This window comes from Kosakonia sp. (assembly GCF_032052965.1).
In the GTDB taxonomy this organism is placed as follows: Bacteria; Pseudomonadota; Gammaproteobacteria; order Enterobacterales; family Enterobacteriaceae; genus Kosakonia.
The window spans coordinates 1-26009 of record NZ_DAMBVN010000017.1; the positions used below are offsets into that span (position 1 = coordinate 1).

Annotated in this window: 23 protein-coding genes; 13 read left to right on the plus strand and 10 right to left on the minus strand. The window is 50.9% G+C overall.

The genetic code is table 11. From position 1 onward, the window contains the following. Positions 1-75 precede the first annotated feature (75 nt). A complete protein-coding gene (gene mobB, locus RTX30_RS17670; RefSeq protein WP_312691474.1) occupies positions 76-585 on the minus strand; it encodes a molybdopterin-guanine dinucleotide biosynthesis protein MobB in 510 nt (169 codons plus the stop codon). A gap of 2 nt (positions 586-587) precedes the next feature. Next, on the minus strand, positions 588-1169 hold the full coding sequence (gene mobA / locus RTX30_RS17675; RefSeq protein WP_312691475.1) for a molybdenum cofactor guanylyltransferase MobA: 582 nt from the start codon (positions 1167-1169) through the stop codon (positions 588-590). Between the two features lie 69 nt (positions 1170-1238). Between mobA and RTX30_RS17680 the strand changes: the two genes are divergently transcribed. The 3 genes from RTX30_RS17680 (at position 1239) to dsbA (ending at position 3210) form a co-directional block, all read left to right on the plus strand. Then, positions 1239-1508, plus strand: coding sequence for a YihD family protein (locus RTX30_RS17680; protein ID WP_312691476.1), 270 nt, complete (start codon positions 1239-1241; stop codon positions 1506-1508). 75 nt (positions 1509-1583) lie between these two features. After that, positions 1584-2570: a serine/threonine protein kinase gene (locus RTX30_RS17685; RefSeq protein WP_312691477.1), complete on the plus strand. Its 987-nt coding sequence runs from the start codon at positions 1584-1586 to the stop codon at positions 2568-2570. Between the two features lie 16 nt (positions 2571-2586). After that, positions 2587-3210 (plus strand): thiol:disulfide interchange protein DsbA, encoded by a 624-nt coding sequence (gene dsbA, locus RTX30_RS17690; RefSeq protein ID WP_312691478.1) that lies wholly within the window; start codon positions 2587-2589, stop codon positions 3208-3210. 14 nt (positions 3211-3224) lie between these two features. On the opposite strand, the gene RTX30_RS17695 is transcribed toward dsbA, so the two are convergent. Next, positions 3225-4133, minus strand: a complete 909-nt coding sequence (locus RTX30_RS17695; RefSeq protein ID WP_312691479.1) for an acyltransferase — start codon at positions 4131-4133, stop codon at positions 3225-3227. A 422-nt stretch (positions 4134-4555) separates the two neighbouring features. Between RTX30_RS17695 and polA the strand changes: the two genes are divergently transcribed. Next, complete coding sequence (polA, locus tag RTX30_RS17700; RefSeq protein ID WP_312691480.1) at positions 4556-7342, plus strand: DNA polymerase I; 2787 nt, start codon at positions 4556-4558, stop codon at positions 7340-7342. 316 nt (positions 7343-7658) lie between these two features. Here the strand turns inward: polA and yihA are convergent, their stop codons facing one another. Further along, positions 7659-8285 carry a ribosome biogenesis GTP-binding protein YihA/YsxC gene (gene yihA, locus RTX30_RS17705; RefSeq protein ID WP_312691565.1) on the minus strand — a complete coding sequence of 209 codons (627 nt, stop codon included), beginning with the start codon at positions 8283-8285 and terminating at the stop codon, positions 7659-7661. A 568-nt stretch (positions 8286-8853) separates the two neighbouring features. Between yihA and yihI the strand changes: the two genes are divergently transcribed. Both yihI and hemN read left to right on the plus strand, forming a co-directional pair. After that, complete coding sequence (yihI, locus tag RTX30_RS17710) at positions 8854-9360, plus strand: Der GTPase-activating protein YihI (protein ID WP_409429829.1); 507 nt, start codon at positions 8854-8856, stop codon at positions 9358-9360. A gap of 186 nt (positions 9361-9546) precedes the next feature. After that, entirely contained in the window at positions 9547-10920 is a 1374-nt protein-coding gene (gene hemN / locus RTX30_RS17715) for an oxygen-independent coproporphyrinogen III oxidase (RefSeq protein ID WP_312691482.1), read from the plus strand. Positions 10921-10993: 73 nt separating this feature from the next. Here the strand turns inward: hemN and RTX30_RS17720 are convergent, their stop codons facing one another. The 4 genes from RTX30_RS17720 to glnA form a co-directional block, all read right to left on the minus strand. Next, complete coding sequence (locus RTX30_RS17720; protein WP_312691483.1) at positions 10994-11116, minus strand: YshB family small membrane protein; 123 nt, start codon at positions 11114-11116, stop codon at positions 10994-10996. A gap of 110 nt (positions 11117-11226) precedes the next feature. Continuing rightward, positions 11227-12636, minus strand: coding sequence for a nitrogen regulation protein NR(I) (glnG, locus tag RTX30_RS17725; protein ID WP_312691484.1), 1410 nt, complete (start codon positions 12634-12636; stop codon positions 11227-11229). Positions 12637-12644: 8 nt separating this feature from the next. Continuing rightward, positions 12645-13694: a nitrogen regulation protein NR(II) gene (gene glnL / locus RTX30_RS17730; protein WP_312691485.1), complete on the minus strand. Its 1050-nt coding sequence runs from the start codon at positions 13692-13694 to the stop codon at positions 12645-12647. A 264-nt stretch (positions 13695-13958) separates the two neighbouring features. Beyond that, positions 13959-15368: a glutamate--ammonia ligase gene (gene glnA / locus RTX30_RS17735; protein ID WP_312691486.1), complete on the minus strand. Its 1410-nt coding sequence runs from the start codon at positions 15366-15368 to the stop codon at positions 13959-13961. Between the two features lie 380 nt (positions 15369-15748). On the opposite strand from glnA, the gene typA reads away from it, so the two are divergent. Then, positions 15749-17572, plus strand: a complete 1824-nt coding sequence (gene typA, locus RTX30_RS17740; RefSeq protein WP_312691487.1) for a ribosome-dependent GTPase TypA — start codon at positions 15749-15751, stop codon at positions 17570-17572. Positions 17573-17638: 66 nt separating this feature from the next. Here typA and RTX30_RS17745 read toward each other — a convergent pair whose 3' ends face one another. After that, positions 17639-20386, minus strand: a complete 2748-nt coding sequence (locus RTX30_RS17745) for an autotransporter outer membrane beta-barrel domain-containing protein (RefSeq protein ID WP_312691488.1) — start codon at positions 20384-20386, stop codon at positions 17639-17641. A gap of 407 nt (positions 20387-20793) precedes the next feature. Here RTX30_RS17745 and RTX30_RS17750 point away from each other — a divergent pair, with 407 nt between their 5' ends. The 6 genes from RTX30_RS17750 to fabY all read left to right on the plus strand — a co-directional run bounded on the left by RTX30_RS17750 (position 20794) and on the right by fabY (position 25055). Next, positions 20794-21615, plus strand: coding sequence for a winged helix-turn-helix domain-containing protein (locus RTX30_RS17750; protein WP_312691489.1), 822 nt, complete (start codon positions 20794-20796; stop codon positions 21613-21615). Between the two features lie 164 nt (positions 21616-21779). After that, positions 21780-22079 (plus strand): hypothetical protein, encoded by a 300-nt coding sequence (locus RTX30_RS17755; RefSeq protein WP_312691490.1) that lies wholly within the window; start codon positions 21780-21782, stop codon positions 22077-22079. Between the two features lie 90 nt (positions 22080-22169). After that, complete coding sequence (yihX, locus tag RTX30_RS17760; protein WP_312691491.1) at positions 22170-22769, plus strand: glucose-1-phosphatase; 600 nt, start codon at positions 22170-22172, stop codon at positions 22767-22769. Continuing rightward, entirely contained in the window at positions 22763-23635 is an 873-nt protein-coding gene (locus tag RTX30_RS17765) for a virulence factor BrkB family protein (protein ID WP_312691492.1), read from the plus strand. The genes yihX and RTX30_RS17765 overlap by 7 nt, the downstream gene beginning before the upstream one ends. After that, complete coding sequence (gene dtd / locus RTX30_RS17770; RefSeq protein WP_312691493.1) at positions 23632-24069, plus strand: D-aminoacyl-tRNA deacylase; 438 nt, start codon at positions 23632-23634, stop codon at positions 24067-24069. The genes RTX30_RS17765 and dtd overlap by 4 nt, the downstream gene beginning before the upstream one ends. A 44-nt stretch (positions 24070-24113) precedes the next feature. Beyond that, positions 24114-25055 (plus strand): fatty acid biosynthesis protein FabY, encoded by a 942-nt coding sequence (fabY, locus tag RTX30_RS17775; RefSeq protein ID WP_312691494.1) that lies wholly within the window; start codon positions 24114-24116, stop codon positions 25053-25055. A gap of 42 nt (positions 25056-25097) precedes the next feature. On the opposite strand, the gene RTX30_RS17780 is transcribed toward fabY, so the two are convergent. Further along, positions 25098-26009: an alpha/beta hydrolase gene (locus tag RTX30_RS17780; protein WP_312691495.1), complete on the minus strand. Its 912-nt coding sequence runs from the start codon at positions 26007-26009 to the stop codon at positions 25098-25100.

Sequence of the window (26009 nt, forward strand, 5' to 3'; positions counted from 1 at the left end):
CAGGCATCAGACAAAGCAGAAGGCCCGGTCGCAAGACCGGGCCTTTTTGCTATTTGCTCGCCGTAAACGATGAATCTAACCGGCATGTCGCAGCCAGCGCATGATAAAATCAGCAATCTGATCGATATCATTCAAATCAAGCAATGGAACACCCGGGTCCAGAGGTTCATCGCTGGCCACGGCGATAACATGTTCATCCAATATGAGTTCTTGCAGATTGTGCCCGCAGTTTTTTCGCCAAAGCAGGATCTTTGCTACAGCTTCATGCTTAAAGCCTTCCACCAGAATGATATCCAGCGTTGAGGTATCCATCCGGCTTACCAGATAAGCCAGATCCAGTTCCGTATTATCAGGTGTTTCTGTCATCAATGCCCAGCGCTGCGAACTGGCCACCAGTGTTTGCGCTGCACCTGCTTTACGCAATTCATAACTGTCTTTTCCTGGCTTATCGACATCCATATCGTGATGAGTATGTTTGATCAAACCCGGCCGGATCCCATGTTCACAAAGTGCCGGAATAAGCTTTTTAAGCAACGTTGTTTTACCTGTACCGCTCCAGGCGGCTATCGCGAGCAAGGGAATCATCGTTATTTCTCCTGCCATCGGGCGAGGTCTTCCGGGGTGTTCACATTGGCAAATGCGGTTTTCTCATCACTGAAGTCTACAGAGTGCCCGCCAGCCTCCTTCATAAACACCATAACCCTGCGTTCACCACGCGTCAGATAATCATAGAGAAAAGGTAAAATGCTTCTGTGCATCAAGGCAACAGCAGGATGATCGCGCTCGCCATCATGGACCCATACCACTGGCGCTTGCCGACGCTGTTTCAGAAAGCGCGACACCAGGTTATCAGGAACATAAGGTGTATCGCAGGGGCAAAACAGATACCACTCACTCGCCGTTTGCTGCATTACAGAAAGGATCCCTGCCAGCGGCCCGGGAAAATCGCGCAGACTGTCGCTAACGACCGGCAAACCACTCGCACCATAGAGATCCAGATTACGATTCGCGCTGATCACCATACTGGTCACCTGCGGAGCCAGTCGCTGCGCGACATGCTGCCACAAGGGTTTACCGTTAAGGTCCAATAACCCTTTATCTTGCCCACCCATACGAGAAGCTTTCCCTCCCGCCAGTACCACCCCGGTTATCGCACCACTGTCCGTCACCCGTATCGCCTCTTTTATTGTGGGATTGACCCTGCTAACGTGTCTGTACCAAGAGTAAGGAGCACGACCATGAAATGTAAACGCCTGAACGAAGTTATCGAACTTCTCCAGCCTGCATGGCAAAAAGAACCTGAGCTGAATTTATTGCAATTTTTGCAGAAACTGGCACAAGAGTCAGGTTATGACGGCGAACTGGCGGATTTAAGTGATGACATTCTGATCTATCACCTGAAAATGCGCGATTCCTCAAAAGATGCTGTGATCCCCGGCATTCAGAAAGATTACGAAGAAGATTTTAAGACCGCGCTGCTGCGCGCGCGTGGCGTAATTAAAGAGTAAAAGCTTGTAAGCGGCGCCACCGAAAACGCTGCGAAATGATATCCTGAATCATTCGTCGTATTTTCGGATGCCAGGATGACCTGCAACGCCTTTACTTTCCAGACACTACACCCGGATACCATCATGGATGCGCTGTTTGAGCAAGGGATCCGGGTGGATTCCGGCCTAATCGCACTCAACAGTTACGAAAACCGTGTTTACCAATTCCAGGATGAAGATCGTTGCCGTTATGTCGTGAAGTTTTATCGTCCTCAACGCTGGGCGGCTGAACAGATCCTTGAAGAGCATGAGTTTGCATTAGATTTACAGCGGGACGATGTGCCTGTTGCCGCGCCGCTTGCCTTTCATCATCGCACTTTGCTTACGTATCAGGACTTTTATTTCGCCGTCTTTCCCAGTGTCGGTGGCCGTCAGTTCGAAGCCGATAATCTCGACCAGATGGAGTGGGTTGGGCGATACCTGGGCCGTTTGCATCAAACCGGCGCCAAAAAATCGTTTTCCCACCGCCCGGACATTGGCGTAAAGGAGTATTTGATTGAGCCACGTCAGCTGTTCGAAACGACCCCGCTTATCCCTGCTGCGTTAAAAGCTGACTTCCTGCGAGCGGTCGATAAGCTTATCGATGCGGTCATGGCACAATGGCATAACCGGTTTAACCTGTTGCGCCTGCATGGCGACTGCCATGCAGGGAATATCCTCTGGCGTGATGGACCGATGTTTGTCGACCTGGACGATGCCCGAACAGGGCCAGCGGTTCAGGACCTGTGGATGCTGTTGCATGGCGATAAAGCTGAACAGCGGATGCAGTTAGAGATGATCGTTGAGGCCTATGAAGAGTTCAGCGAATTTAACACCGCCGAGTTGGGGCTTATTGAGCCACTGCGCGCTATGCGGCTGGTGTACTATCTCGCCTGGCTTATTCGTCGCTGGGACGATCCTGCGTTTCCAAAAAACTTCCCGTGGCTGAACAGTGAGGATCACTGGCGCAGACAGACGTTGATATTTCTTGAACAGGTGAATGTTCTGCAAGAACCACCTTTAGCATTAACCCCAATGTATTAAATGGAGAGAGTTAACCATGAAGAAGATTTGGCTGGCGCTGGCAGGAATGATTCTGGCATTTAGCGCCTCAGCAACTCAGTTTACCGAAGGTAAGCAATTTGTGGCTCTGGAGAAACCCGTCGCTGGCGAGCCGCAAGTTCTTGAGTTCTTCTCGTTTTATTGCCCGCATTGTTACGACTTCGAACGCGTATGGCATGTGGCTGATACGGTGAAGCAAAAGCTGCCGGAAGGCACCAAAATGACCAAATATCACGTTGAATTCCTGGGGCCCCTGGGTAAAGAAATGACGCAGGCCTGGGCTGTCGCGATGGCGCTGGGCGTTGAAGATAAAATCACAACTCCCATGTTTGAAGCTGTTCAAAAAACGCAGACTGTTCAATCCGTTAAAGATATCCGTGATGTGTTTATCAGCGCGGGTGTGAAGGGTGAAGAGTATGATGCAGCCTGGAACAGCTTCGTGGTGAAATCGCTTGTTGCACAGCAGGAAAAAGCGGCAGCAGATCTGCAACTGCAGGGCGTGCCGGCTATGTTTGTTAACGGCAAATACCAGCTGAACCCGCAAGGTATGGATGCCAGCAGCATGGATATCTTCGTCCAGCAATATGCAGACACGGTGAAATACCTGGTCGAGAAAAAATAAAGACAGAACGCCGGTCAGTGACCGGCGTTTCTATATTGCGACTTGATTGCCCCGATAAGTTCGTCTTTTTCCACCCAGAGTTTATTCAGCCACTGCTGGAAACCGCGTTTAAAATTCTTATCATTCACGTAGTCCCCGTGCAGTTCCTCACTCACCGGCAGCAAATTGACACGCACTACGATACGGGTCAGTTTACCGCTGAGCATATCCTTAAACGGTTTCCGGTCGTTTTCCGGATAGCATAACGTTACGTCCAGCAACTTATCGAACTGCGTGCCCAGTACATTCAACGCCATGGCGATCCCGGCGGCTTTGGGTGGCAGTAAGTTGATAAATGAAGAGCGTGACTCACTGCGTTTCGCTTCGGTAAAACGGGAGCCTTCAACAAAATTCACTATCGTGGTGGGGTGGTGGCGAAACTTTTCACAGGAGCGACGGGTTGTTTCCACGTCTTTTCCACGCCGTTCCGGATGACGTAGCAGATAGCTTCTGGAGTAGCGGCGCATAAAAGGCATATCCAGTGCCCAGCAAGCGAGGCCAATAAACGGTACCCACGCTAATTGCTGTTTCAGGAAGTACTTATTCATCGGGATATGTTTGCGGAACAGCACGCATAACACCACGATATCCGCCCAGCTATGATGATTGCAGATCAGTAAATACCAGTTCTTCTTATTCAGGCCTTCCAGTCCTTCGACATCCCATTTGAGATGTGGGTTAAGGTACATCAGCCATGAAAGACCTTCACACCAGCAATACATCATAAAATTGCAGAAAGTCGAGATTACCCGCCAAAGCGTAGGGACCGGTAATACGATTTTAAGCATACCGGCAAGGATAATGGGCACGGAACACGCAATCGTAACCAATATGGCCAGCAAGACACTCAATATCAGCATGAGTACGGCAAGCAATCTCGACATAATTAATATATTCAGAAAATTAGCGGGAAAAGCGCATCCAGGTGAGTGCAGGGCGCGATTTTAGCAGAAATCAGCAGCCACGAATGCGTAAACCTTGCTGGCACAATCGGGTCAAGAAGGAGGGGGAAAAGCAAATCATCTTTTCTTATATCCACATAGAGCAAATTTTCCTCAGAAAGCAATAACGATCCTTCCAATCTTTTTATGTTATTGAATTTAAGTGATTTGTATAATTTTCCGATCCTCAGGAAGGCACAAAAATCCAGTCAGCCAGAAAATATTCACAAAGTTATCCACAGGATGATTGTGCGAGCGATCCTGACGATCGCGAAATCTTTTCCGGCAAATACCGTGAAAAATTCATGTTTTGCCCCGGTCTGTGGCATCCTTTAACCATAAATTGATTAACAGGCATGGACATCATGGTGCAGATCCCCGAAAACCCCCTCATCCTTGTTGACGGCTCGTCTTACCTTTATCGCGCGTATCATGCGTTCCCACCGTTGACGAACAGCGCAGGCGAACCAACAGGGGCAATGTACGGCGTACTGAATATGCTGCGTAGCCTGATTTTGCAGTATCAGCCGACACATGCTGCAGTGGTGTTTGATGCGAAGGGAAAAACTTTCCGTGACGAGTTATTCGAGCATTACAAATCTCATCGTCCGCCAATGCCAGACGATCTTCGCGCACAAATTGAACCCCTGCACGCGATGGTGAAAGCGATGGGGCTGCCGCTGTTGGCAGTTTCTGGCGTAGAAGCTGACGACGTGATCGGCACGTTAGCGCGCGAAGCGGAGAAACTTGGTCGTCCGGTGCTCATCAGTACCGGCGATAAAGACATGGCGCAACTGGTAACGCCAAATATTACGCTCATCAATACCATGACTAACACCATTCTTGGTCCTGATGAAGTTGTCACTAAATACGGTGTGCCGCCAGAATTGATTATCGATTTCCTCGCATTAATGGGGGATTCCTCAGATAACATTCCTGGCGTGCCGGGCGTTGGCGAGAAAACGGCGCAGGCGCTGCTGCAAGGTCTTGGCGGTCTGGATACGCTGTATGCGCAGTCGGATAAAATTGCCGGTCTGACTTTCCGCGGTGCCAAAACGATGGCAGCGAAGCTGGAGCAAAACAAAGAGGTGGCTTACCTCTCCTATCAACTGGCTACCATTAAAACGGATGTTGAACTGGAGTTAACTTGCGATCGGCTTGAAGTTCAACAACCTGCAGCAGACACGCTACTTAACTTATTTAAGCAATACGAGTTCAAACGCTGGATTGTGGATGTTGAAGCCGGTAAATGGTTGCAGGCAAAAGGAGTCAAACCGGCAGCAAAACCGCAGGACACTATCGAAATTGATGCCGAAGCCGATATTCCGGCGACTGTGCTGTCGGCAGAGGGTTACGTCACCATTCTGGATGAGGAGACGTTGCAGCAGTGGATCAGCAAGTTGAAAAGTGCGCCACTGTTTGCTTTCGATACCGAAACCGACAGTCTGGACAACCTGAATGCTAACCTGGTCGGGCTCTCTTTTGCCATCGAGCCTGGGATCGCGGCTTACGTGCCGGTGGCGCATGACTATCTCGATGCGCCGGATCAAATCGCCCGTGAGCGCGTGCTGGAGCTACTCAAGCCACTGTTAGAAGATGAAAAAGCCATCAAAGTAGGCCAGAACCTGAAGTATGACCGCGGTGTGTTGCAAAACTACGGCATCGAACTGCGTGGAATCGCTTTCGATACCATGCTCGAGTCTTACACGCTGGATAGCGTAGTAGGCCGTCATGATATGGACAGTCTTTCTGAACGCTGGCTGAAACATAAAACCATTACGTTTGAAGAGATCGCGGGCAAAGGCAAGAACCAACTCACCTTTAACCAGATCGATCTGGAACAGGCAGGCCGATACGCGGCGGAAGACGCAGACGTCACGTTGCAACTGCATCTGAAGATGTGGCCTGAACTGCAAAAACACGCCGGTCCGCTAAACGTTTTCCAGAATATTGAAATGCCATTGGTGCCGGTAATTTCGCGCATTGAACGCAACGGGGTCAACATTGATCCTGCTGTGCTGCATAAGCACTCTGAAGAGCTTACCCTGCGCCTGGCAGAGCTGGAGAAAAAAGCCCATGAGATTGCTGAAGAGCCATTCAACCTCTCATCGACTAAACAGTTGCAGACCATTTTGTTTGAGAAGCAGGGCATTAAGCCGTTGAAGAAAACGCCTGGCGGGGCGCCTTCTACGTCGGAAGAGGTGCTTGAAGAACTGGCACTGGACTATCCCCTGCCAAAAGTGATCCTGGAATATCGTGGGTTGGCCAAGCTCAAATCAACTTACACTGATAAGCTGCCGCTCATGATCAACCCAAAAACCGGGCGGGTCCATACCTCTTATCACCAGGCTGTCACCGCGACTGGGCGTTTATCTTCTACCGATCCCAACCTGCAAAACATTCCGGTGCGTAATGATGAAGGTCGCCGTATTCGCCAGGCATTTATCGCCCCGAAAGATTTTGTGATTGTCTCTGCGGACTACTCGCAGATTGAGTTGCGTATCATGGCCCATTTGTCGCGGGATAAAGGCCTGCTGTCTGCTTTTGCTGAAGGCAAAGACATTCACCGTGCGACGGCTGCGGAAGTCTTTGGTCTGCCGCTGGAAAGCGTCACCAATGAGCAACGCCGCAGTGCGAAAGCGATCAACTTTGGTCTGATTTACGGGATGAGTGCTTTTGGCTTATCGCGGCAGCTCAATATCCCACGTAAAGAGTCGCAGAAGTATATGGATCTCTACTTTGAGCGCTATCCTGGTGTGCTGGATTACATGGAGCGTACGCGCGCGCAGGCGAAAGATCGCGGCTATGTTGAAACGCTTGAAGGGCGTCGCCTCTATTTGCCGGACATTAAATCCAGCAATGCGGCGCGACGCGCAGGGGCAGAACGCGCGGCAATCAATGCGCCGATGCAGGGGACTGCAGCGGATATCATTAAACGCGCGATGATCGCTGTTGATCACTGGCTGGAAACAGAAAAGCCCCGCGTGCGTATGATCATGCAGGTTCACGATGAATTGGTGTTCGAAGTGCACAAAGATGACGTGGATGCGGTGTCGAAAAAGATCCATGAGTTGATGGAAAGCAGCACGACCCTTGACGTACCGTTGCTGGTGGAAGTTGGTAGCGGGCAAAACTGGGATCAAGCGCACTAAGTGCGCGATGGATAAGGGGCTTTTTTGTAAGTAAGCAACAAATCACCGGGAGTTTTGTGACAATCATTAGAATTCCCTATGTAAATTTTGAAAAGAAATTACAAAAAATGCTTTTTCCGGATCCAAAAAGAGAGTAGAGTTATTTGCGTAGGGTACAGAGGTAAGATGTTCTATCTTTCAGACCTTTTACTTCACGTAATCGGATTTGGCTGAATATTTAGCCGCCCCAGTCAGTAATGACTGGGGCGTTTTTTATTGGGCGTAAGAAAAGCAATCAGCATAAAAAAACGCGGCCTGAGCCGCGCTATGGAAGGGATTAATTGTCGGTTTCTTCAACCGGTGGCAAGGAACTGAACCAGCTATCCAGTTTTTCTCGCAGTTTGTCCACGCCCTGTTTCTTCAGGGAAGAGAACGCTTCAACCTGCACATCGCCCTGGAACGCAAGCACTGCTTCGCGCACCATATTCAACTGCGCTTTTCGCGCGCCGCTGGCGAGTTTATCGGCCTTCGTCAATAGCACAAGCACCTGAAGGTTGCTCTCAACGGCCCACTGGATCATCTGCTGATCGAGATCCTTCAGCGGATGGCGAATATCCATCAATACCACCAGACCCTGCAGGCACTGACGTTTTTCCAGGTACTCTCCCAGCGCGCGCTGCCATTTGATTTTCATCTCTTCTGGCACTTCTGCATAACCATAACCTGGTAAGTCGACCAGGCGTTTGCCATCAGCGACTTCGAACAAGTTAATAAGCTGCGTGCGTCCCGGGGTCTTTGAGGTACGCGCCAGGTTTTTCTGGTTTGTCAGAGTATTAAGCGCACTTGATTTACCAGCATTGGAGCGGCCAGCAAAAGCCACTTCAATGCCGGTGTCGGCGGGTAAGTGGCGAATATCAGGCGCACTGGTGACAAAGTGCGTCTGTTGGTAATTCCAGTTAGTCAAAATGGTCGTCTCCATCTTCAAAGCATGCCGCGATTATACCTGAACTGCGGCAAAAGGCTGTTTTTCTCGCCAGAAACCCGGCTGTAGGTGATAACTACGCGCAATGTAAGAGATTAGCCATTCTTTTTATGCGAATTTTCGGAGAAGTTGCAGAGTGTTCAAACGGGTAATACATGTTAAATCAACAAGTTGGTTTTAAAGAATTTTCCTAAATTGCGGGTGTCAGGCACTGAACTGCTTGTGAGTTTTTTTCATAAGGGTAAAGTAATGCGCAGGCTTGGAAGCCAAAGAAGGAAGGATAACTCACGGAGTGAGGGTCGGGAGCGCCAGGAGGCGAAGACAGGACAAGACGCAGGATGCGTTTTAAAAGGAAAAGGAACCCCAACAAGGAGCGTTTCACGCTAACGGAAAAACAGGGCTGGTTGACGGCGAACAGGGAATGTAGAACCCGTTATGGGTTGAGGGTCAAGAAAAAAGGCGACAGTTTACTCTGTCGCCTTTTTTCTTTGCTTGCTTTCTGCTAGATTCCGCCGCAATTCTATACTGAAGAAAACGACTTAAGACGACTATCATGAAAAAAACGTCCACCCCTCAGCGCGGCAAAGTACGCCGTAAAACACGTGAAGAAATGAATCAGGAAGGGCGCGATCGCAAGCGTGAGAAAAAGCATCGTGGTAATGTTTCCGGCAGCCGTGCTAACGGCGGCGCTGACGCTTCGGGCTCCGGCAAAGGGAAGTCGCAGAAAGATCCACGCATTGGCAGCAAAACACCGATCCCACTGGGCGTGACCGAACCCCAGGTTAAAAAGCACCACAAACCTAAGAGCGAGAAACCTATGCTTTCACCGCAGGATGAGTTGGAGATGCTGGAAACGGACGAGCGCCTGGATGCGCTGCTGGAACGCCTGGAAGAGGGCGAAACACTGAGCGCTGAAGATCAAGCGTGGGTGGATGCCAAACTGGATCGCATTGATGAACTGATGCAGAAACTCGGCCTCTCTTATGATGATGAAGAAGACGAAGAAGAAGAAGAGCGTAAGGAAGATATGATGCGTCTGCTGAAAGGCGGCAACTAATCCTTTGCTATGGGCCTTCCCGTCCTGCTTATAACCCTTCCGGTTATATGTTATCTGGTGTGGTTATTCGTTAAACTACAGCGGTTGTCGCAGCGCAAAGTGTGGCTGCGCAACCGGCTTATGACCCGTCATGCGGTCAGGCCGGGCCGCCGGACCCGCCAGCGGCGTCATCGGAAGGAGTAAGCAATGTCAGAGCATGTGATTGACTGGGATCTGGCCCTTATCCAGAAATATAACTATTCCGGGCCGCGTTATACTTCGTATCCCACAGCGCTGGAGTTTTCCGACACTTACGGCGAAGCTGATTTTCGCCAGGCGGTTGCGCGCTATCCTGATCGCCCGCTTTCGCTGTATGTGCACATCCCTTTTTGCCACAAGCTGTGCTATTTCTGCGGCTGCAACAAGATTGTCACTCGCCAGCAGCATAAGGCCGATCAATACCTGGACGCACTCGAGCAGGAAATACTCCACCGCGCTTCGTTGTTTAAAGCCCGCCGCGTTAGCCAGCTTCACTGGGGCGGCGGGACGCCAACTTACCTGAATAAAACGCAAATTAGCCGCCTGATGGCGCTGCTGCGCGGGCATTTTGCTTTTGATGATGATGCCGAAATTTCGATTGAAGTCGATCCACGTGAAATTGAACTGGATGTTCTCGATCATCTGCGTAGCGAAGGTTTTAATCGTCTGAGTATGGGCGTGCAGGACTTCAATAAAGAGGTTCAGCGTCTGGTTAACCGCGAACAGGATGAAGATTTTATTTTCGCGCTGCTCAATCATGCCCGCGAAATTGGTTTTACATCGACGAATATCGACCTGATTTATGGCTTGCCGAAACAGACACCGGAAAGCTTTGCCTTCACCCTGCAGCGCGTCGCTGCGTTGAACCCGGATCGCCTGAGCGTGTTCAATTATGCCCATTTACCGACGCTATTTGCAGCACAGCGCAAGATTAAAGATGCCGATTTACCTTCTGCGCAACAGAAACTGGATATTTTGCAGCAAACCATCACCTCTCTGACCACGTCAGGTTATCAGTTTATCGGTATGGATCATTTTGCGCGCCCGGATGATGAACTTGCTGTGGCGCAGCGTAACGGTGTACTGCACCGTAATTTCCAGGGCTACACGACACAAGGCGATAGCGATCTGCTGGGGCTGGGGGTTTCTGCTATCAGCATGATTGGCGACAGCTACGCGCAAAACCAGAAAGAGCTCAAGCTCTACTATCAGCAAGTCGATGAGAGCGGCAACGCGTTATGGCGCGGGATTGCGTTGACTCGCGATGACTGTATCCGCCGTGATGTGATCAAAGCGCTGATCTGTAATTTCCGTCTGGCCTTCGCGGCAGTGGAGGATGCGTGGGATATTCAGTTCCGCGACTACTTTGCCGAGGACTTGCGCTTATTAGCGCCGCTGGTGGATGACGGGCTGGTGGCAATTAATGACACCGGGTTGCAGGTCACAGCGAAAGGGCGCTTATTGATCCGTAATATTTGCATGTGCTTTGACGCTTATTTGCGGCAGAAAGCGCGTTTACAGCAGTTTTCAAGAGTGATTTAGCGGTGGCGTGACCAGGCCTACATACCCTGTTGTAGGCCTGATACGCGTAGTGCCGCAGGCAGTCGCAAGCTAATTAGCTAAACAGACCAACCAGCGCGGCACAAAGCACAGCCGCAATGGCTGTTTGCGGTGTATGGCTTGCAGATGCGCCGACTTCGACGCCTGTCGTAACCATGTTAAACAATGATTCCAGCATGATGAACTCCCCCGTGAACGGGCAAGATCATACTTAACTACGGATAACAGTAAAGCGTGAAATAGGCGCAATTTGCGCCAACAATTCAATCTTTACACTTCTCCTGCTGTTCATTCCATTCCCAGTTCTTTCAGCTTACGCGTCAGAGTATTACGACCCCATCCCAGCAGTCGCGCTGCTTCCTGTTTATGGCCCTGCGTATGACGCAGTGCGGTAGTCAATAATGTCCGCTCCATCTCCGGTTGCGCTTCCGAAAGCAGATTCTGATGACCGGAACGCAGCGCGCGATCCGCCCACTGCGCCAGCAGTGTCGCCCAACTGTCGGGCAGGCTCTGCGACGTACTTTCCGGTACGGTCGTTTCGAACAATTCTGCAGGGAGATCCTGAATCAGCACTTCCTGCCCTGCTGCCATTACGGTCAGCCAGCGACAGGTGTTTTCCAGCTGGCGAACGTTACCGGCCCACGGCAGACGCGTTAATGCGGCTTCTGTTTCCGGATGCAACTGCTTGGTTTCTACCCCCAGTTCCCGTGCGGCAACCTGTAAGAAGTGCCGTGCCAGACGTGGAATATCTTCCCGACGCTCACGCAGCGGCGGCAAATGCACACGGATCACATTGAGGCGGTGGAATAAATCCTCACGGAATTTCCCCTCCTGAACCCGTAACTCAAGATTCTGATGCGTGGCAGCAATAATGCGGACATCGACTTTGACGGGCGCATAGCCACCCACCCGGTAGAACTGGCCATCAGCCAGCACACGCAACAAACGGGTTTGCACATCCAGTGGCATATCGCCAATTTCGTCCAGGAATAATGTTCCACCATCGGCCTGCTCGAAGCGTCCCTGGCGAACCGTATTCGCCCCGGTAAAGGCGCCTTTTTCATGGCCAAAGAGCTCTGATTCAATCAAATCTTTGGGGATGGCAGCCATGTTCAGCGCAATAAAAGGCGCTTTCACACGCGGACTATGGCGATGCAGCGCATGTGCCACCAGCTCTTTACCGGTTCCTGATTCACCGTTAATCAGCACGCTTATTGATGAGCGCGACAGACGGCCAATAATACGGAACACGTCCTGCATGGCCGGCGCTTCACCAATGATGTCTGTGGTGGGGCCATTGGCTGGAATATTACGCGGCTGCTGTTGTTCTTGATAGTGACTGATAGCACGCTCAACCAGTGCTACCGCTTCGTCAATATCAAAAGGTTTGGGCAGATAATCAAACGCCCCTTGTTGATAGGCGCTAACTGCCGCATCCAGATCGGAGTGCGCCGTCATAATGATGACCGGAAGCATCGGATGGCGCTGCTTGATCTGTTTTAATAATGCGAGCCCATCCATCCCTGGCATACGAATATCCGAAAGCAGTACATCAGGGGTTTTGGTGGTTAGCGCATCTAGCACTTCATTGGCACTTTCAAACGTTGTACAACTCAAGCCTGCCCCGGTGAGCGCGCGTTCAAGCACCCAGCGGATGGAGCTATCGTCATCAACGATCCAGACTATCCCTCGTTGCATAAACACCTCTACTTCCGAATAGGCAGGTATACCGAGAATTCGGTATGGCCTGGCCAACTGGTAAATTCAATTTTGCCAGAATGTTGATCGATCAAATTCCGTGCGATAGATAACCCAAGCCCGGTTCCGCCCTCGCGACCGCTTACCATCGGATAGAACAAGGTATCCTGGAGATGCGACGGGATGCCCGGACCGTTATCTTCCACATCTATTCTTGCCGTCAGACGATAACGCACGCCGTGTAACGTTAACTGGAAGGCGGTACGGGTACGGAGAATGATCTCGCCCCCTTCCGGCCCCAATGCCTGGAGCGCATTACGCACGATATTCAGTAATACCTGCTCGATTTGGTCGGGATCGTGCGCCAGCTCCGGCAGGCTGGGATCATAATCGCGTACCAGCGTGACGTTCTCCGGTAGCTCCATCGACACCAAATTCACTACGCGTTCGGCCACTTTATGAATACTTTCTGTAACGTGCATTCCGGGTTGTTGCGGGCCCAACAGGCGATCTACCAGGTTACGCAGGCGGTCGGCCTGCTCAATGATGACTTTGGTGTATTCCAGTAACGCCGGATCGGGCAGCGCTTTACTCAGCAATTGTGCTGCGCCACGTAATCCACCCAAAGGGTTTTTAATTTCATGGGCCAGGCCGCGGACCAGATCACGCGCCGCAACTTGCTGGGCATGCTGGAGTTGTTCCTGGCTAAGACGTCGCTGATTATCCATTGGCGCCATCTCCAGCAAGATCAGGCCCTCCGGCAAACGTTGCGCCGTCAGTGAAAGAATGTGCGAGCGACCGTCAATCACCAGGGTCACTTCGTTATCGGTAAATCCCTGGCCAGCATGCAAACTTTCCCGTAACAGATCGATATTCAAGGAAAAGTAGCTCAGCAGTTCAGGCAACGGAGTGCCGAATAATTTACGCGAGCTCTGCGCCAGCAGTTGTTGCGCTGCCGGATTGGCGTAATGTACCGCCAGAGTGTCATCAACCAACAAAATGCTGTTGATTAAAGAATTGAGGATCTGCCCAGCATCAGGCAGCACGCCACTTGCCATTCAGCAGTCTCCCAGAGAGTTGCACTAATTTAGTGCAGTATAGCTTTTTATTGGAAAAAGCGCGTCAGATCAGATTGTTGGTGGAGAAAAAAGCCCATCCTGGGATGGGCTAAAAGTTCCACGGCAACAAATCCTCTGGCGTCTTTCTCGCCGTAACTGCGTTGGCTGCCTTCACTCATCCCGGTCACATCGTTATCTATGCTCCCGGGGATTCGTTCAGCTGCCGCCTTACTACGACAAGAAATCCGCTGAGTATTAAATTTCTTAAACGCTGTAGTACAGTTCGAACTCTACCGGGTGCGGCGTCATGCGAACGCGGTCGTTTTCTTCCAGACGCAGCGCGATGTAAGCATCGATAGCATCGTCAGTGAATACACCGCCTGCAGTCAGGAACTCACGGTCAGCGTTCAGTGCATTGAGCGCTTCTTCCAGGGAGCCTGCAACCTGCGGAATTTCTTTGGCTTCTTCAGCCGGCAGATCGTACAGGTTTTTGTCCATTGCTTCGCCCGGGTGGATTTTGTTCTTGATGCCATCCAGACCGGCCATCAGCAGTGCTGCGAAGCACAGGTACGGGTTTGCAGCCGGGTCCGGGAAGCGTACTTCGATACGACGCGCTTTCGGGGAAGCGACAACCGGAATACGGATAGACGCAGAACGGTTACGGGCAGAGTAAGCCAGCATAACCGGTGCTTCATAACCCGGGACCAGACGTTTGTAGGAGTTGGTGGTCGGGTTAGACAGGGCGTTAATGGCTTTAGCGTGTTTGATTACGCCGCCAATGTAGTACAGCGCCATTTCTGACAGACCGGCATATTTGTCACCAGAGAACAGGTTGGTACCGTTCTTGGAGAGGGACATATGGCAGTGCATACCGGAACCGTTATCACCGAACATCGGTTTTGGCATAAAGGTCGCGGTTTTACCGAAACGGTGCGCAACGTTGTGCACAACGTATTTGTAGATCTGAATTTCGTCCGCTTTTTTGGTCATGGTGTTGAAACGGGTGGCCACTTCGTTCTGACCCGCCGTTGCCACTTCGTGGTGGTGCGCTTCAACGACCAGACCCATCTCTTCCATCACCAGACACATGGTGGAACGCAGATCCTGTGATGAATCCACCGGCGGAACCGGGAAGTAACCGCCTTTCACGGCCGGACGGTGACCTTTGTTACCACCTTCGTATTTAGTGGTGGTGTTCCATGCGCCTTCGATATCGTCGATAGCCACGCTGGAACCGGAAATGGAGCTGCCGAAGCGAACGTCGTCAAACAGGAAGAACTCCGGCTCTGGCCCAAACAGAACCGTGTCTGCCAGACCGGTAGAACGCAGATACTCTTCAGCGCGTTTCGCGATGGAGCGCGGGTCACGATCGTAGCCCTGCATGGTGCCTGGTTCCAGAATATCGCAACGGATAATCAGCGTAGATTCTTCGTAGAACGGGTCAATGACAGCGGTAGTCGCGTCCGGCATCAGCACCATGTCAGATTCGTTGATGCCTTTCCAGCCACCGATCGAAGAACCATCAAACATTTTACCTTCTTCGAAGAAGTCAGCATTAACCTGATGGGCTGGGATCGTGACGTGCTGTTCTTTACCTTTCGTGTCGGTGAAGCGCAGATCAACAAACTTCACTTCGTGCTCATTCAGCATCGTCAAAACGTGTTCAGCGGACATACTTAAACTCTCCCGGATTTGTCATTGTCGTCGTGGTAACGAGGTCTTCTATTACTGCGTAAACCTGGCGTTGTTGCCGTGTTATTGATAAAGCGAAATCTATGCCAACTTTTAAATGCCCCCTAAAAGGCGTTATCATGCACGGTATAGTGCAAAAGGGCTGCACCATGATGGTTAAGCTGCACCAATATAGTGCTTCTATGTGAACATTGAGCACCATATTGGTGCAATTTTCGTTAATTGCCCCTTTTAACGCTCCGTGAAAGCGATCACAAAGCAACTCTGCAATACTTGTTTGCGGAGGATGTTTGTGATCCTGTTTAGTCCTTCGATTAATACGTGTACAATAACGCGCTATTTCTAATGCCTGAGGCAAAGTTGTGATCGAAAATCTGCGTAACATCGCCATCATTGCTCACGTTGACCACGGTAAAACGACCCTGGTTGACAAGCTGCTGCAGCAATCCGGTACGTTCGACGAACGTGCTGAAACTCAAGAGCGTGTGATGGACTCCAACGATTTGGAGAAAGAGCGTGGGATTACTATCCTCGCGAAAAACACCGCTATCAAATGGAATGATTACCGTATCAACATCGTTGATACCCCAGGGCACGCCGACTTCGGTGGTGAAGTTGAGCGTGTGATGTCCATGGTCGATTCCGTGCTGCTGGTGGTTGACGCATTTGACGGCCCGATGCCGCAAACGCGCTTCGTGACCAAAAAAGCATTTGCCCATGGCCTGAAACCAATCGTGGTAATCAACAAAGTGGACCGCCCTGGCGCGCGTCCTGACTGGGTTGTTGATCAGGTCTTCGACCTGTTCGTTAACCTGGATGCAACCGACGAACAGCTGGACTTCCCGATCGTTTACGCTTCTGCGCTGAACGGTATCGCGGGTATGGACCACGAAGACATGGCTGACGACATGACCCCGCTGTATCAGGCGATTGTTGACCATGTACCGGCTCCGAATGTCGATCTCGACGGTACCCTGCAGATGCAGATCTCTCAGCTCGACTACAACAACTACGTTGGTGTTATCGGCATTGGTCGTATCAAGCGCGGTAAAGTGAAGCCGAACCAGCAAGTCACTATCATTGATAGCGAAGGCAAAACCCGTAACGGTAAAGTCGGTAAAGTACTGACCCACCTGGGGCTGGAGCGTATTGAAAGTGACATCGCAGAAGCGGGCGATATCATTGCTATCACCGGTCTGGGCGAGCTGAACATCTCCGACACCATCTGCGATCCGCAGAATGTTGAAGCGCTGCCTGCACTGTCTGTTGATGAGCCGACCGTTACCATGTTCTTCAACGTCAACACCTCTCCGTTCTGTGGTAAAGAAGGTAAGTACGTGACTTCACGTCAGATCCTCGACCGCCTGAATAAAGAGCTGGTGCACAACGTTGCACTGCGTGTTGAAGAAACTGAAGATGCGGACGCGTTCCGTGTCTCCGGTCGTGGTGAACTGCACCTGTCTGTTCTTATTGAGAACATGCGTCGTGAAGGTTTCGAAATGGCGGTTTCCCGTCCGAAAGTTATCTTCCGCGAAATCGACGGCCGTAAACAAGAGCCGTTCGAGAACGTAACGCTGGACGTTGAAGAGCAGCACCAGGGCGCAGTCATGCAGGCACTCGGCGAGCGTAAAGGCGATCTGAAAAACATGAATCCGGACGGCAAAGGCCGCGTACGTCTCGACTACGTGATCCCAAGCCGTGGTCTGATTGGCTTCCGTTCTGAGTTCATGACCATGACTTCCGGTACCGGCCTGCTGTACTCCACCTTCAGCCACTATGACGATGTGCGTCCGGGTGAAGTGGGTCAGCGTAACAACGGCGTACTGATCTCTAACGGTCAGGGTAAAGCGGTGGCGTTTGCACTGTTTGGTCTGCAGGATCGCGGTAAGCTGTTCCTGGGCCACGGCGCTGAAGTTTATGAAGGCCAGATCATCGGTATTCACAGCCGTTCTAACGACCTGACGGTGAACTGCCTGACCGGTAAAAAACTGACCAACATGCGTGCGTCTGGTACAGACGAAGCGACGGTTCTGGTTCCGCCGGTTAAGATGACCCTCGAGCAGGCGCTGGAATTCATTGATGACGACGAACTGGTAGAAGTAACGCCGCAGTCTATCCGTATTCGTAAACGTCACCTGACCGAGAACGATCGTAAACGCGCTATGCGCGGTGCGAAAGAAGAGTAATTCGTTCCCGTTTCTGTAAATGAAAAAGCCGCTGAATATCAGCGGCTTTTTTTATAACGCTCTCTGTCAGAAGTTATATTTCACGCCCAGCATACCTTGAGTATCGCTGTAACCTTTGGAACCCACCTGCTGAGCAACGTTGCCCCACATTGTCAGGCGTGGCGTAATGCGGCTTTCTACACCCATTTTCAGCTCGGCGATATTACTGGTGCCGCTCATGTGATTGCTCACATCATCCATTTTCACTTGGGTGCTCCGCGTGTTGTGGATCCAGTTAGCTTCAACGAATGGCTGAAATTGACGTGCTTTGCCAGCATCTATCGGGTCGCGATCGCTAAGGTAGGCTTTCACGCCAAGACGCGTCATCACATTGCCACTGCTTTGGTCTTTCACACGGGTGCCGTTTTGTTCACGGTGTTCACCCGCTTTGACTCCCATCCATACCAGTTGGGCTTTAGGCTGCACCCAGAAGCTGTGCTGTTCATTTTCACCCACTTTGAAGCTGTAACCTGCTTCAACAGAGGCAGTAATGCCATTAGATTTATACTTCTCCGTCGCCTGTTCCTGGCCCATCACGCTGTTATTAAACCAGTTATACAGTGCCCAACTGTCAACGTAGGTACCGGTTTTATCGGCCTCGTTGGCATACCAGGTGCCGTACAAACCTACACTGTAACCGTTGATGTGGCTGCGTGAGTGATAACCTGTGAGGTTCGATTTTGTCCGGCTCTGGCTGTTGGCATAGCCTGCCATTGCGCCAATATGCCAGCGGTCAAGGCCGTCTGTACTCCATTGCGCCAGATCTCCACCCACTTGCATCACATACCGATTGCCGCTGGTTTTTAACTGACCGCTGCCATCTTTGAAGCGATTATGTCCGCCGACATTGCGCAGCCACAAGCTGGTGGTTTTCGCTTCGCCAGTGAAAATATCGGTGTACTGTGTCTCGCCCAGGCGGTCATGCAGACGGGTCAGGAACAGCGTATTCGCTGCATAATTGTTGGCCAGGTAGCTGCCGAACTCAGGGCGATACTGGTGTTTTCCTCCGGGTTGCGGTTTCAGCGGGTCCACTGGCCCTACAGGACGTTCCGGGCCTTCCGGTTCAGTGGGTTCAGGTTCCACTTCGCTGGTCAGGTACCAGTTGCTCTCTTTCTTCACCACGTTATAGTCATAACCACCTGCAACAATACGGCCTGCCTTTTCAAAGGTACCGTCGGAGTTGCCCTCGACTTCGATAATTTCAATACCTTCAACAGTCTGTGCCCCCGTTCCGCCAATATTATTAATGGCGACAAAGGTGTTACCGGCGGTATTGCCTTTGACAATCATTTTGTCTGTTTCGGAGGTGTCATCAGCCAGCACAGTATTAAAGGTGAGCGTACCGCCGTTACCGGTGTAATCACCGTTTACCGTCAGAGTTTTCCACAATCCGTCGTTATCGTGCAGAACGTTGACCACCGCACCTGAATTCAGCGTCAGGCTGGTCAGCGTGGAACTGTCTGTCATATTCCATACGGCATCGCTCATTGTGACGGATGTTGTTCCGGCGCCTGTAATATAGGATGCCCCCTCCCACTGTGAGCTATCCTTCATGTTGAGTGAAATAGCGCTGTTATCACCCGAAGAAGAAAGATCGCCGTCAATGATGAATTTTCCGCCCGCCGAAGCATCAATCACCCCACCGCTGACCGTCGACATTGCGTAGTTCTTGCTGGCATTGTCGCCGGCCATGGTAATAGCCGCACCTCCCGCCAGATTGATTTTCCCCTTCGACAACGCGTGCAAACCGGAAGATGCGGTGCCGCTGGCGTTATTTACCGCGATTGATGCGTTATTACCGAGATTGACGATCGCATTCGTTGAGTACACCCCGAAAGCTCCGGCACCGCTGGTGGTAATAGAAGCGCCTTCAGCTAAAGAGACGATCGAAGAACTCGCAGAGTAAACACCGCTTGCACCGTCCTGGCTGGTTGTAATATCCGCGTTTTTCCCCAGTTCAATTTTCGAGGAGGATCCGGCATAAGCGCCGTACGCAGATTTACCGAACGTTTCAATTACAGCATCCTGACCCAGGCGTACGTAAGAACCGCTTTGGTTGGTACGAATACCTTCGGCGTAGTTGCCCCGGGTAACGATATGTGCGCGATCACCAAGAATGATGTTATTTTTTGCTGCGCTAGCATCCATGATTGCATACGCCGTAACGCCGCGACCGGTGCTGCCAGTCGTTTCAATATACGCATCGTTGCCAACATAAATGTTGGCGGAACCGAGAAACCCCTGACTGAATGAGCTGTAACCGGCATTAATGCCGTCACCGCTTTCCCCGTTAACGTAAATTTTGGTGCGGTCGCCGGTGATCACAAATACCGGGTTATTTGGGTTATTGGTACCGTGGGTTCGAATGCCGTCCACATCTTTGCCGTTATTTGCGGCAACTTTGGATTGCGTATAGATGGTCAGGTCATCGCCAAAAATCACACCCGGACTTCCAGTCGTAGAGTTCTGTATAACCGTTACAGAGTGCTCAAATGCTTCAGCGCCGGGCCCATTCAGCGTAATACCATTACCAAATACAGGAATGCTTCCGGCATTCCACTGATAGACATAATTAGGATCAGAGGTGTTTTTGGTGTAATTTGCACTCGCAGTTGAAGGAATCAACGCCTGGATTTCCGCAGGCAAATCGGTCACCAAACCACTTGCAGGTAAATTATCGAAATCAATAATTGCTGCGTTAGCAGAGAATAATGTAGACGCTAATATGGCAGAAATAGCCATGGCTAATTGTGAATGTTTTAATGAGCTTGTCATTTTCCTCCTCCTTTGGGGGAAATAATGTCCACCACGCTTTTCAAAAGCGCGTTAATTTCATTTATTAATAGCGGGCTTCACCGCCTTTATTTTCTTAGACGGTAAGGTATTTATTTAATTGAAGTGCTTGCTAAACACTTTTAGCGTGATAAGGTAGTTTCACTTTGACTTCATTCAACTCCGGTTGTATTGCTGCTAAGATTTTTATCCAAATATAAATACAAACAGTGCAGTTTTATAATCAATTAACATCAACAGTATTAGTTGATATTTGACTAAGATTTATGGCTTGTAACTCTCTGTATTTTTTAAGATTTTAATGAGTCTTATTCTCTTATCTCATTCGACTACATGATCTTTGATGTGTGTTAATATCATTTAGATAAAATTGGGCTATTATTTTGAAGATGCAGAAATTACTGAGGGCGAGAAAATTGTTTCTCATTAACGAACTGGTCGAGTTCAATCCCGATAAGAAAAGCCTGGCTAACCGTCAGACAGGCCAGGTTCTTTTTTTGCAATTGCCCGCTACTCTTTGTTTTCTTTACCTAATTACCCATCCGGGCGAGGTTGTTTCACAGAATGTTTTGATGAAAGCGGGTTGGGGAGAAAGGAATGATGTCACCACGCCGAATACGTTTTATCAGACGATACTGACACTGAGGAATGCGTTAGAGGAAGTGGGATTACCGCGTAACACAGTGAAAACTATCTCGCGCCGGGGTTTAATGCTCGAAGAGTTAACTACGGTTGAAACCATTACTGCTTCTGCGGTGGACTCGGCCACATCATCTGCGGTTGCTCCTGCTACGATGGTTGCATCAGAGCCAGTGCAAACCGGTGAGGTTATTCTGGCTTCGTATCCCAGGAAAGGTAACTCGCGGTGGATATGGGCTGGTGTGTTTATCTTCAGCCTGGTAACGGTAATAAATTGTGGCCTGCTCTACCAGGCGCGGCTGACGTTACCTTTTAACGATTATGTTCCGGTTTCGCTTCGTATCCAGGCAGATAAACCATGCAAAATTTTTTACGCCCCCAATGAACTCTTTCTTGATAATTATTTTGGGCTGATTAGTCAAAATCCTGAACTCTGCCTGAGCAATCATACGATTTTTTTGTCGGGTTATAGTAAAGCGGAACGCATCGTGGCTTTTGTTTGCGATAAAGATGCGCGAAAAGAAAAAGCGGCGTTTTGTTCAACCTATTTTTACTGGATGCGCAAGCCATGAACAGGTCGGGCGGCTTAATATTACTGCTTCTCTCTTTTACCCTGGCAATACTTACCAGCGGCTGGTTATATTATTCTCACTCCTTACGGCACGCGTTAAAGTGTGTTGGTGTTGTTGAGTGGAACGTAGGTAATAAACGTTTTGACGGAACGGTTTCATACCAAATGGGAAACGGCAAAGGCGTTGCGGTGATAACAGGCAAACTGACCGGGCAAACTGTCTCGGATATCAATCGCAGTATCTATTTTCACTATAATGGTGATCACCAGGCACGGGTGTTATCCAATGACAAGATCGCTAAAACCTTTGCCGATACCGCCGATGAGGTGGACATCAAAGCCACATTGCCGGGGTTTTACCGCACGCCGAACAGAGAGCTGAGTATGACCATTGAGGAATACGAAGGCGCGTATCTTATCTCAACATCGAACGTGCCCTCCCTCTACTGCCGAAAACCAAAATAATCAAGATGCGCCAGGTGGTTGGATGCGCGCATAGTCAAAGCTGGCCTTTCCCGCTACAGTTAATTCTCCACGGCTGGCAAGGAGAGAGAAATGCTCTATATCTTTGATTTAGGTAATGTGATTGTCGATATCGACTTTAACCGGGTATTGGGTGCCTGGAGCGATTTCAGCCGCGTACCGCTGGCAACGTTAAAACAGAGTTTTACGATGGGAGAGCCGTTTCATCAGCATGAACGTGGGGAAATAAGCGATGAGGATTTCGCCAAAGCGATGTGCGAAGAGATGGCGCTTCCATTAAGTTATGAACAATTCTCTACCGGCTGGCAGGCGGTGTTTGTCGCCCTGCGTCCGGAAGTCATTACGATCATGCATACACTGCGCGCGCAAGGGCACCGGGTTGTGGTGTTGTCCAATACCAATCGGCTGCATACGACATACTGGCCGGAACAATATCCGGAAATCCGTGCCGCAGCGGATCACATCTATCTCTCCCAGGAGATGGGAATGCGCAAACCAGAAGCGCGTATTTATCAGCAGGTGTTAGCACTGGAAGGTGTGTCTGCGGAAGATGCCGTATTTTTTGACGACAATAGCGACAATATCGCCGGTGCAAGCCAGCTTGGGATTACCAGCATTTTGGTAACGGATAAGGCGACAATCCCCGACTATTTCGCGAAACAGTTATGCTGAAACATGTCCGGCACCGGGCAAAACATCATACGCGGCCGCTGTGGTCCTGGTTAAAACTGCTATGGCGGCGTATTGATGAAGATCATATGACGACGTTGGCGGGCAATCTCGCCTACGTCTCATTGCTCTCGTTGGTACCCTTTATAGCGGTGGTTTTTGCCCTGTTTGCCGCTTTCCCCATGTTTTCTGAAGTCAGCATTCAGTTGCGGAACTTCGTCTTTGCCAATTTTATCCCCACCACTGGCGACGTTATTCAGAACTACATTGAGCAGTTTGTCGCCAACTCCAGCAAGATGACGGCAGTGGGGGCATGCGGGCTGATAGTAACCTCACTGCTATTGATGTACTCCATAGACTCTGCGCTGAACGCCATCTGGCGCAGTACGCGCGTGCGCCCACATATCTATTCGTTTGCTGTGTACTGGATGATCCTCACGCTTGGGCCGCTGCTGGCGGGAGCAAGCCTGGTGATCAGTTCCTACTTGCTGTCGTTGCGTTGGGCCAGTCAGTTAAACAGCGAAATTGACTATCTGCTGCGAATTTTCCCGCTGGTATTGTCGTGGATCTCGTTCTGGTTGCTCTACAGTATTGTGCCAACAACGCGTGTACCAAACCGCGATGCTATCGTCGGCGCTTTTGTGGCGGCGCTATTTTTTGAACTGGGTAAAAAGCTTTTTGGCCTCTATATCACCATGTTTCCCTCTTACCAGCTTATTTATGGTGTGCTGGCGGTGATCCCTATTTTGTTCCTGTGGGTCTACTGGACCTGGTGTATCGTCTTGCTTGGCGCTGAAATTACTGTCACTCTCGGTGAATACCGAAAACTCAAAAAAGCAGCACAACAAGAAGAAGCAAACCAACCATGATTGCATTAATACAACGCGTTTCCCGTGCAAGCGTTAGCGTGGCGGGTGAGGTGACGGGGGAAATTGGCCCGGGACTTTTGGTGTTGTTAGGGGTCGAAAGGGATGACGACGAACAAAAAGCGAATCGCCTGTGCGAGCGTGTACTGGGATATCGTATTTTTGGCGACGCCGAAGGGAAGATGAATCTTAATGTCCAGCAGGCGGGGGGTAGCGTGCTGGTGGTTTCCCAGTTTACCCTGGCGGCAGATACGGAACGTGGTATGCGCCCGGGGTTTTCTAAAGGTGCGGCACCGGAAAAAGCCGAAGCCTTGTACGACTATTTTGTTGAGCGTTGCCGTAGCCAGGAGATGGTGACGCAAACGGGACGATTTGCTGCGGATATGCAGGTCTCACTGGTCAATGACGGCCCCGTAACGTTCTGGTTGCAAGTATGAGCCAGCTAGCGGAGTGGCCCCGGGTAACAAGAGAGAATACAGCTATGTATCACCTTCGCGTACCGCAAACTGAAGAAGAGTTAGAGCGCTATTATGCCTTTCGCTGGGAAATGCTGCGTAAGCCGTTGCATCAACCGAAAGGCTCCGAGCGTGACGCATGGGATGCCATGGCGCATCACCAGATGGTCGTTGATGAAGAAGGCAATCTCGTGGCGGTAGGGCGGCTCTACATCAATGCGGATAACGAAGGTTCGATCCGCTTTATGGCCGTGCACCCCTCCGTGCAGGATAAAGGGCTGGGAACGTTAATGGCGATGACGCTAGAGTCCGTTGCCCGCCAGGAAGGGGTGAAACGAGTGACCTGTAGCGCCCGCGAAGATGCAGTGGCATTTTTCGCGAAACTGGGGTTTGTAAATGAAGGCGAGATCACCGCGCCGCAAACCACGCCGTTGCGCCACTTTCTGATGATAAAACCGGTGGCGACGCTGGATGACATTCTGCACCGTGGCGACTGGTGTGGGCAGTTACAGCAAGCCTGGTATGAGCATATTCCATTGAGTGAAAAAATGGGGGTGCGCATTCAGCAGTACACCGGGCAGAAATTTATTACCACCATGCCGGAAACGGGTAATCAGAACCCTCACCATACGTTATTTGCCGGCAGTCTCTTCTCGCTGGCGACGCTGACGGGCTGGGGATTAATCTGGCTGATGCTACGCGAACGCCACCTTGGCGGCACCATTATTCTCGCGGATGCGCATATTCGTTACAGCACGCCAATTACCGGTAAACCGAGCGCGATTGCCGATCTGGGCTCGTTAAGCGGCGATCTCGACAGGCTGGCGCGCGGGCGTAAAGCGCGCGTTCAGTTGCAGGTCGAACTGTTTGGGGAGGACAAGCAGGGCGCGATTTTCGAAGGCATTTACATTGTGCTGCCAGCCAGGCCCTTCGGCTCGTATATTGAAGGCGGAAACGAAGAAGAGTAACCGGCAGTGCGCCTGAATTCGCCCTGGCGCACTGTTTTACCGCTACACTCTGGCCACCCTGGCCGCCACATCTCTTATAGCCTCTCTGGCTGCCTGACTGATACCTGCCAACTGGAAGAAACCGTGGATGACACCCTGGTAACGGGAGCCGGTACAGGTGACACCCTGTTCCGTTAAATGTTTATACAGTGCTTCGCCTTCATCACACAGCGGATCAAACTCTGCGGTGAGAATGTGTACAGGCGGCAGGCCATAAAAATCATCGCGCCATAATGGGCTGACATCGGATTGCAGTCGGTCAGTATCACCAAGGTACATTTCGTAACCTGAGAGTAAAGCGTCACGCGTTACCACGTAGTCAATGCCATTGAAGGTATAGCTATCGAAGTAAGCGGTGGCATCGAGCATGGGGTAGATAAGGATCAACTGGGCAGGTTGCCAGGCCGCCTCGTTTTTTAATCGCAGAGCCGTGACCAACGCCAGGTGTCCGCCTGCGCTATCGCCCGCCAGGGTGATCTTCTCGCGGTTAATGCCCAGCTTTTCGGCGTTTTTCCATGCTACTTCAGCACCTTTTTGCGCATCGTCGTGCGCGGCAGGCCAGACATGTTCCGGCGCGAGGCGATACTGAACGGCAATAACCCGACAGCCGCTGTAATAAGCGAGCTGGCGCAGTTGATTGTCATGAGTGGCGAAACCACCACTAATGAAACAGCCGCCATGGTAATAGATGAGCGCAGGTAATACGCCACTGGCGTTGCACGGGGAAAAGAGACGTAACGTGATGCCATCAAGCGTGATGTCTTCAACGTGTACGCGGGTTTCTTTCTCTCCGGCAAGTGCGGTACTGGCGACATACTCCGCCCGCCGTTCATCAATACTCTTCGTCCGTGCCGACGGGCGCCCGGCGGCGATAAAGTCGCTGACAAGGCCAGCAATACCCTTTTCCAGTGCCAT

What these genes read in the sequence shown, in the direction of transcription:
- mobB (WP_312691474.1), bottom strand. Translation starts at nt 585, where the DNA reads ATGATTCCCTTGCTCGCGATAGCCGCCTGGAGCGGTACAGGTAAAACA.
- RTX30_RS17680 (WP_312691476.1), top strand. Translation starts at nt 1,239, where the DNA reads ATGAAATGTAAACGCCTGAACGAAGTTATCGAACTTCTCCAGCCTGCA.
- RTX30_RS17685 (WP_312691477.1), top strand. Translation starts at nt 1,584, where the DNA reads ATGACCTGCAACGCCTTTACTTTCCAGACACTACACCCGGATACCATC.
- dsbA (WP_312691478.1), top strand. Translation starts at nt 2,587, where the DNA reads ATGAAGAAGATTTGGCTGGCGCTGGCAGGAATGATTCTGGCATTTAGC.
- RTX30_RS17695 (WP_312691479.1), bottom strand. Translation starts at nt 4,133, where the DNA reads ATGTCGAGATTGCTTGCCGTACTCATGCTGATATTGAGTGTCTTGCTG.
- polA (WP_312691480.1), top strand. Translation starts at nt 4,556, where the DNA reads ATGGTGCAGATCCCCGAAAACCCCCTCATCCTTGTTGACGGCTCGTCT.
- hemN (WP_312691482.1), top strand. Translation starts at nt 9,547, where the DNA reads ATGTCAGAGCATGTGATTGACTGGGATCTGGCCCTTATCCAGAAATAT.
- RTX30_RS17720 (WP_312691483.1), bottom strand. Translation starts at nt 11,116, where the DNA reads ATGCTGGAATCATTGTTTAACATGGTTACGACAGGCGTCGAAGTCGGC.
- glnG (WP_312691484.1), bottom strand. Translation starts at nt 12,636, where the DNA reads ATGCAACGAGGGATAGTCTGGATCGTTGATGACGATAGCTCCATCCGC.
- glnL (WP_312691485.1), bottom strand. Translation starts at nt 13,694, where the DNA reads ATGGCAAGTGGCGTGCTGCCTGATGCTGGGCAGATCCTCAATTCTTTA.
- glnA (WP_312691486.1), bottom strand. Translation starts at nt 15,368, where the DNA reads ATGTCCGCTGAACACGTTTTGACGATGCTGAATGAGCACGAAGTGAAG.
- RTX30_RS17745 (WP_312691488.1), bottom strand. Translation starts at nt 20,386, where the DNA reads ATGACAAGCTCATTAAAACATTCACAATTAGCCATGGCTATTTCTGCC.
- RTX30_RS17750 (WP_312691489.1), top strand. Translation starts at nt 20,794, where the DNA reads ATGCAGAAATTACTGAGGGCGAGAAAATTGTTTCTCATTAACGAACTG.
- RTX30_RS17755 (WP_312691490.1), top strand. Translation starts at nt 21,780, where the DNA reads ATGGGAAACGGCAAAGGCGTTGCGGTGATAACAGGCAAACTGACCGGG.
- yihX (WP_312691491.1), top strand. Translation starts at nt 22,170, where the DNA reads ATGCTCTATATCTTTGATTTAGGTAATGTGATTGTCGATATCGACTTT.
- RTX30_RS17765 (WP_312691492.1), top strand. Translation starts at nt 22,763, where the DNA reads ATGCTGAAACATGTCCGGCACCGGGCAAAACATCATACGCGGCCGCTG.
- dtd (WP_312691493.1), top strand. Translation starts at nt 23,632, where the DNA reads ATGATTGCATTAATACAACGCGTTTCCCGTGCAAGCGTTAGCGTGGCG.
- fabY (WP_312691494.1), top strand. Translation starts at nt 24,114, where the DNA reads ATGTATCACCTTCGCGTACCGCAAACTGAAGAAGAGTTAGAGCGCTAT.
- RTX30_RS17780 (WP_312691495.1), bottom strand. Translation starts at nt 26,009, where the DNA reads ATGGCACTGGAAAAGGGTATTGCTGGCCTTGTCAGCGACTTTATCGCC.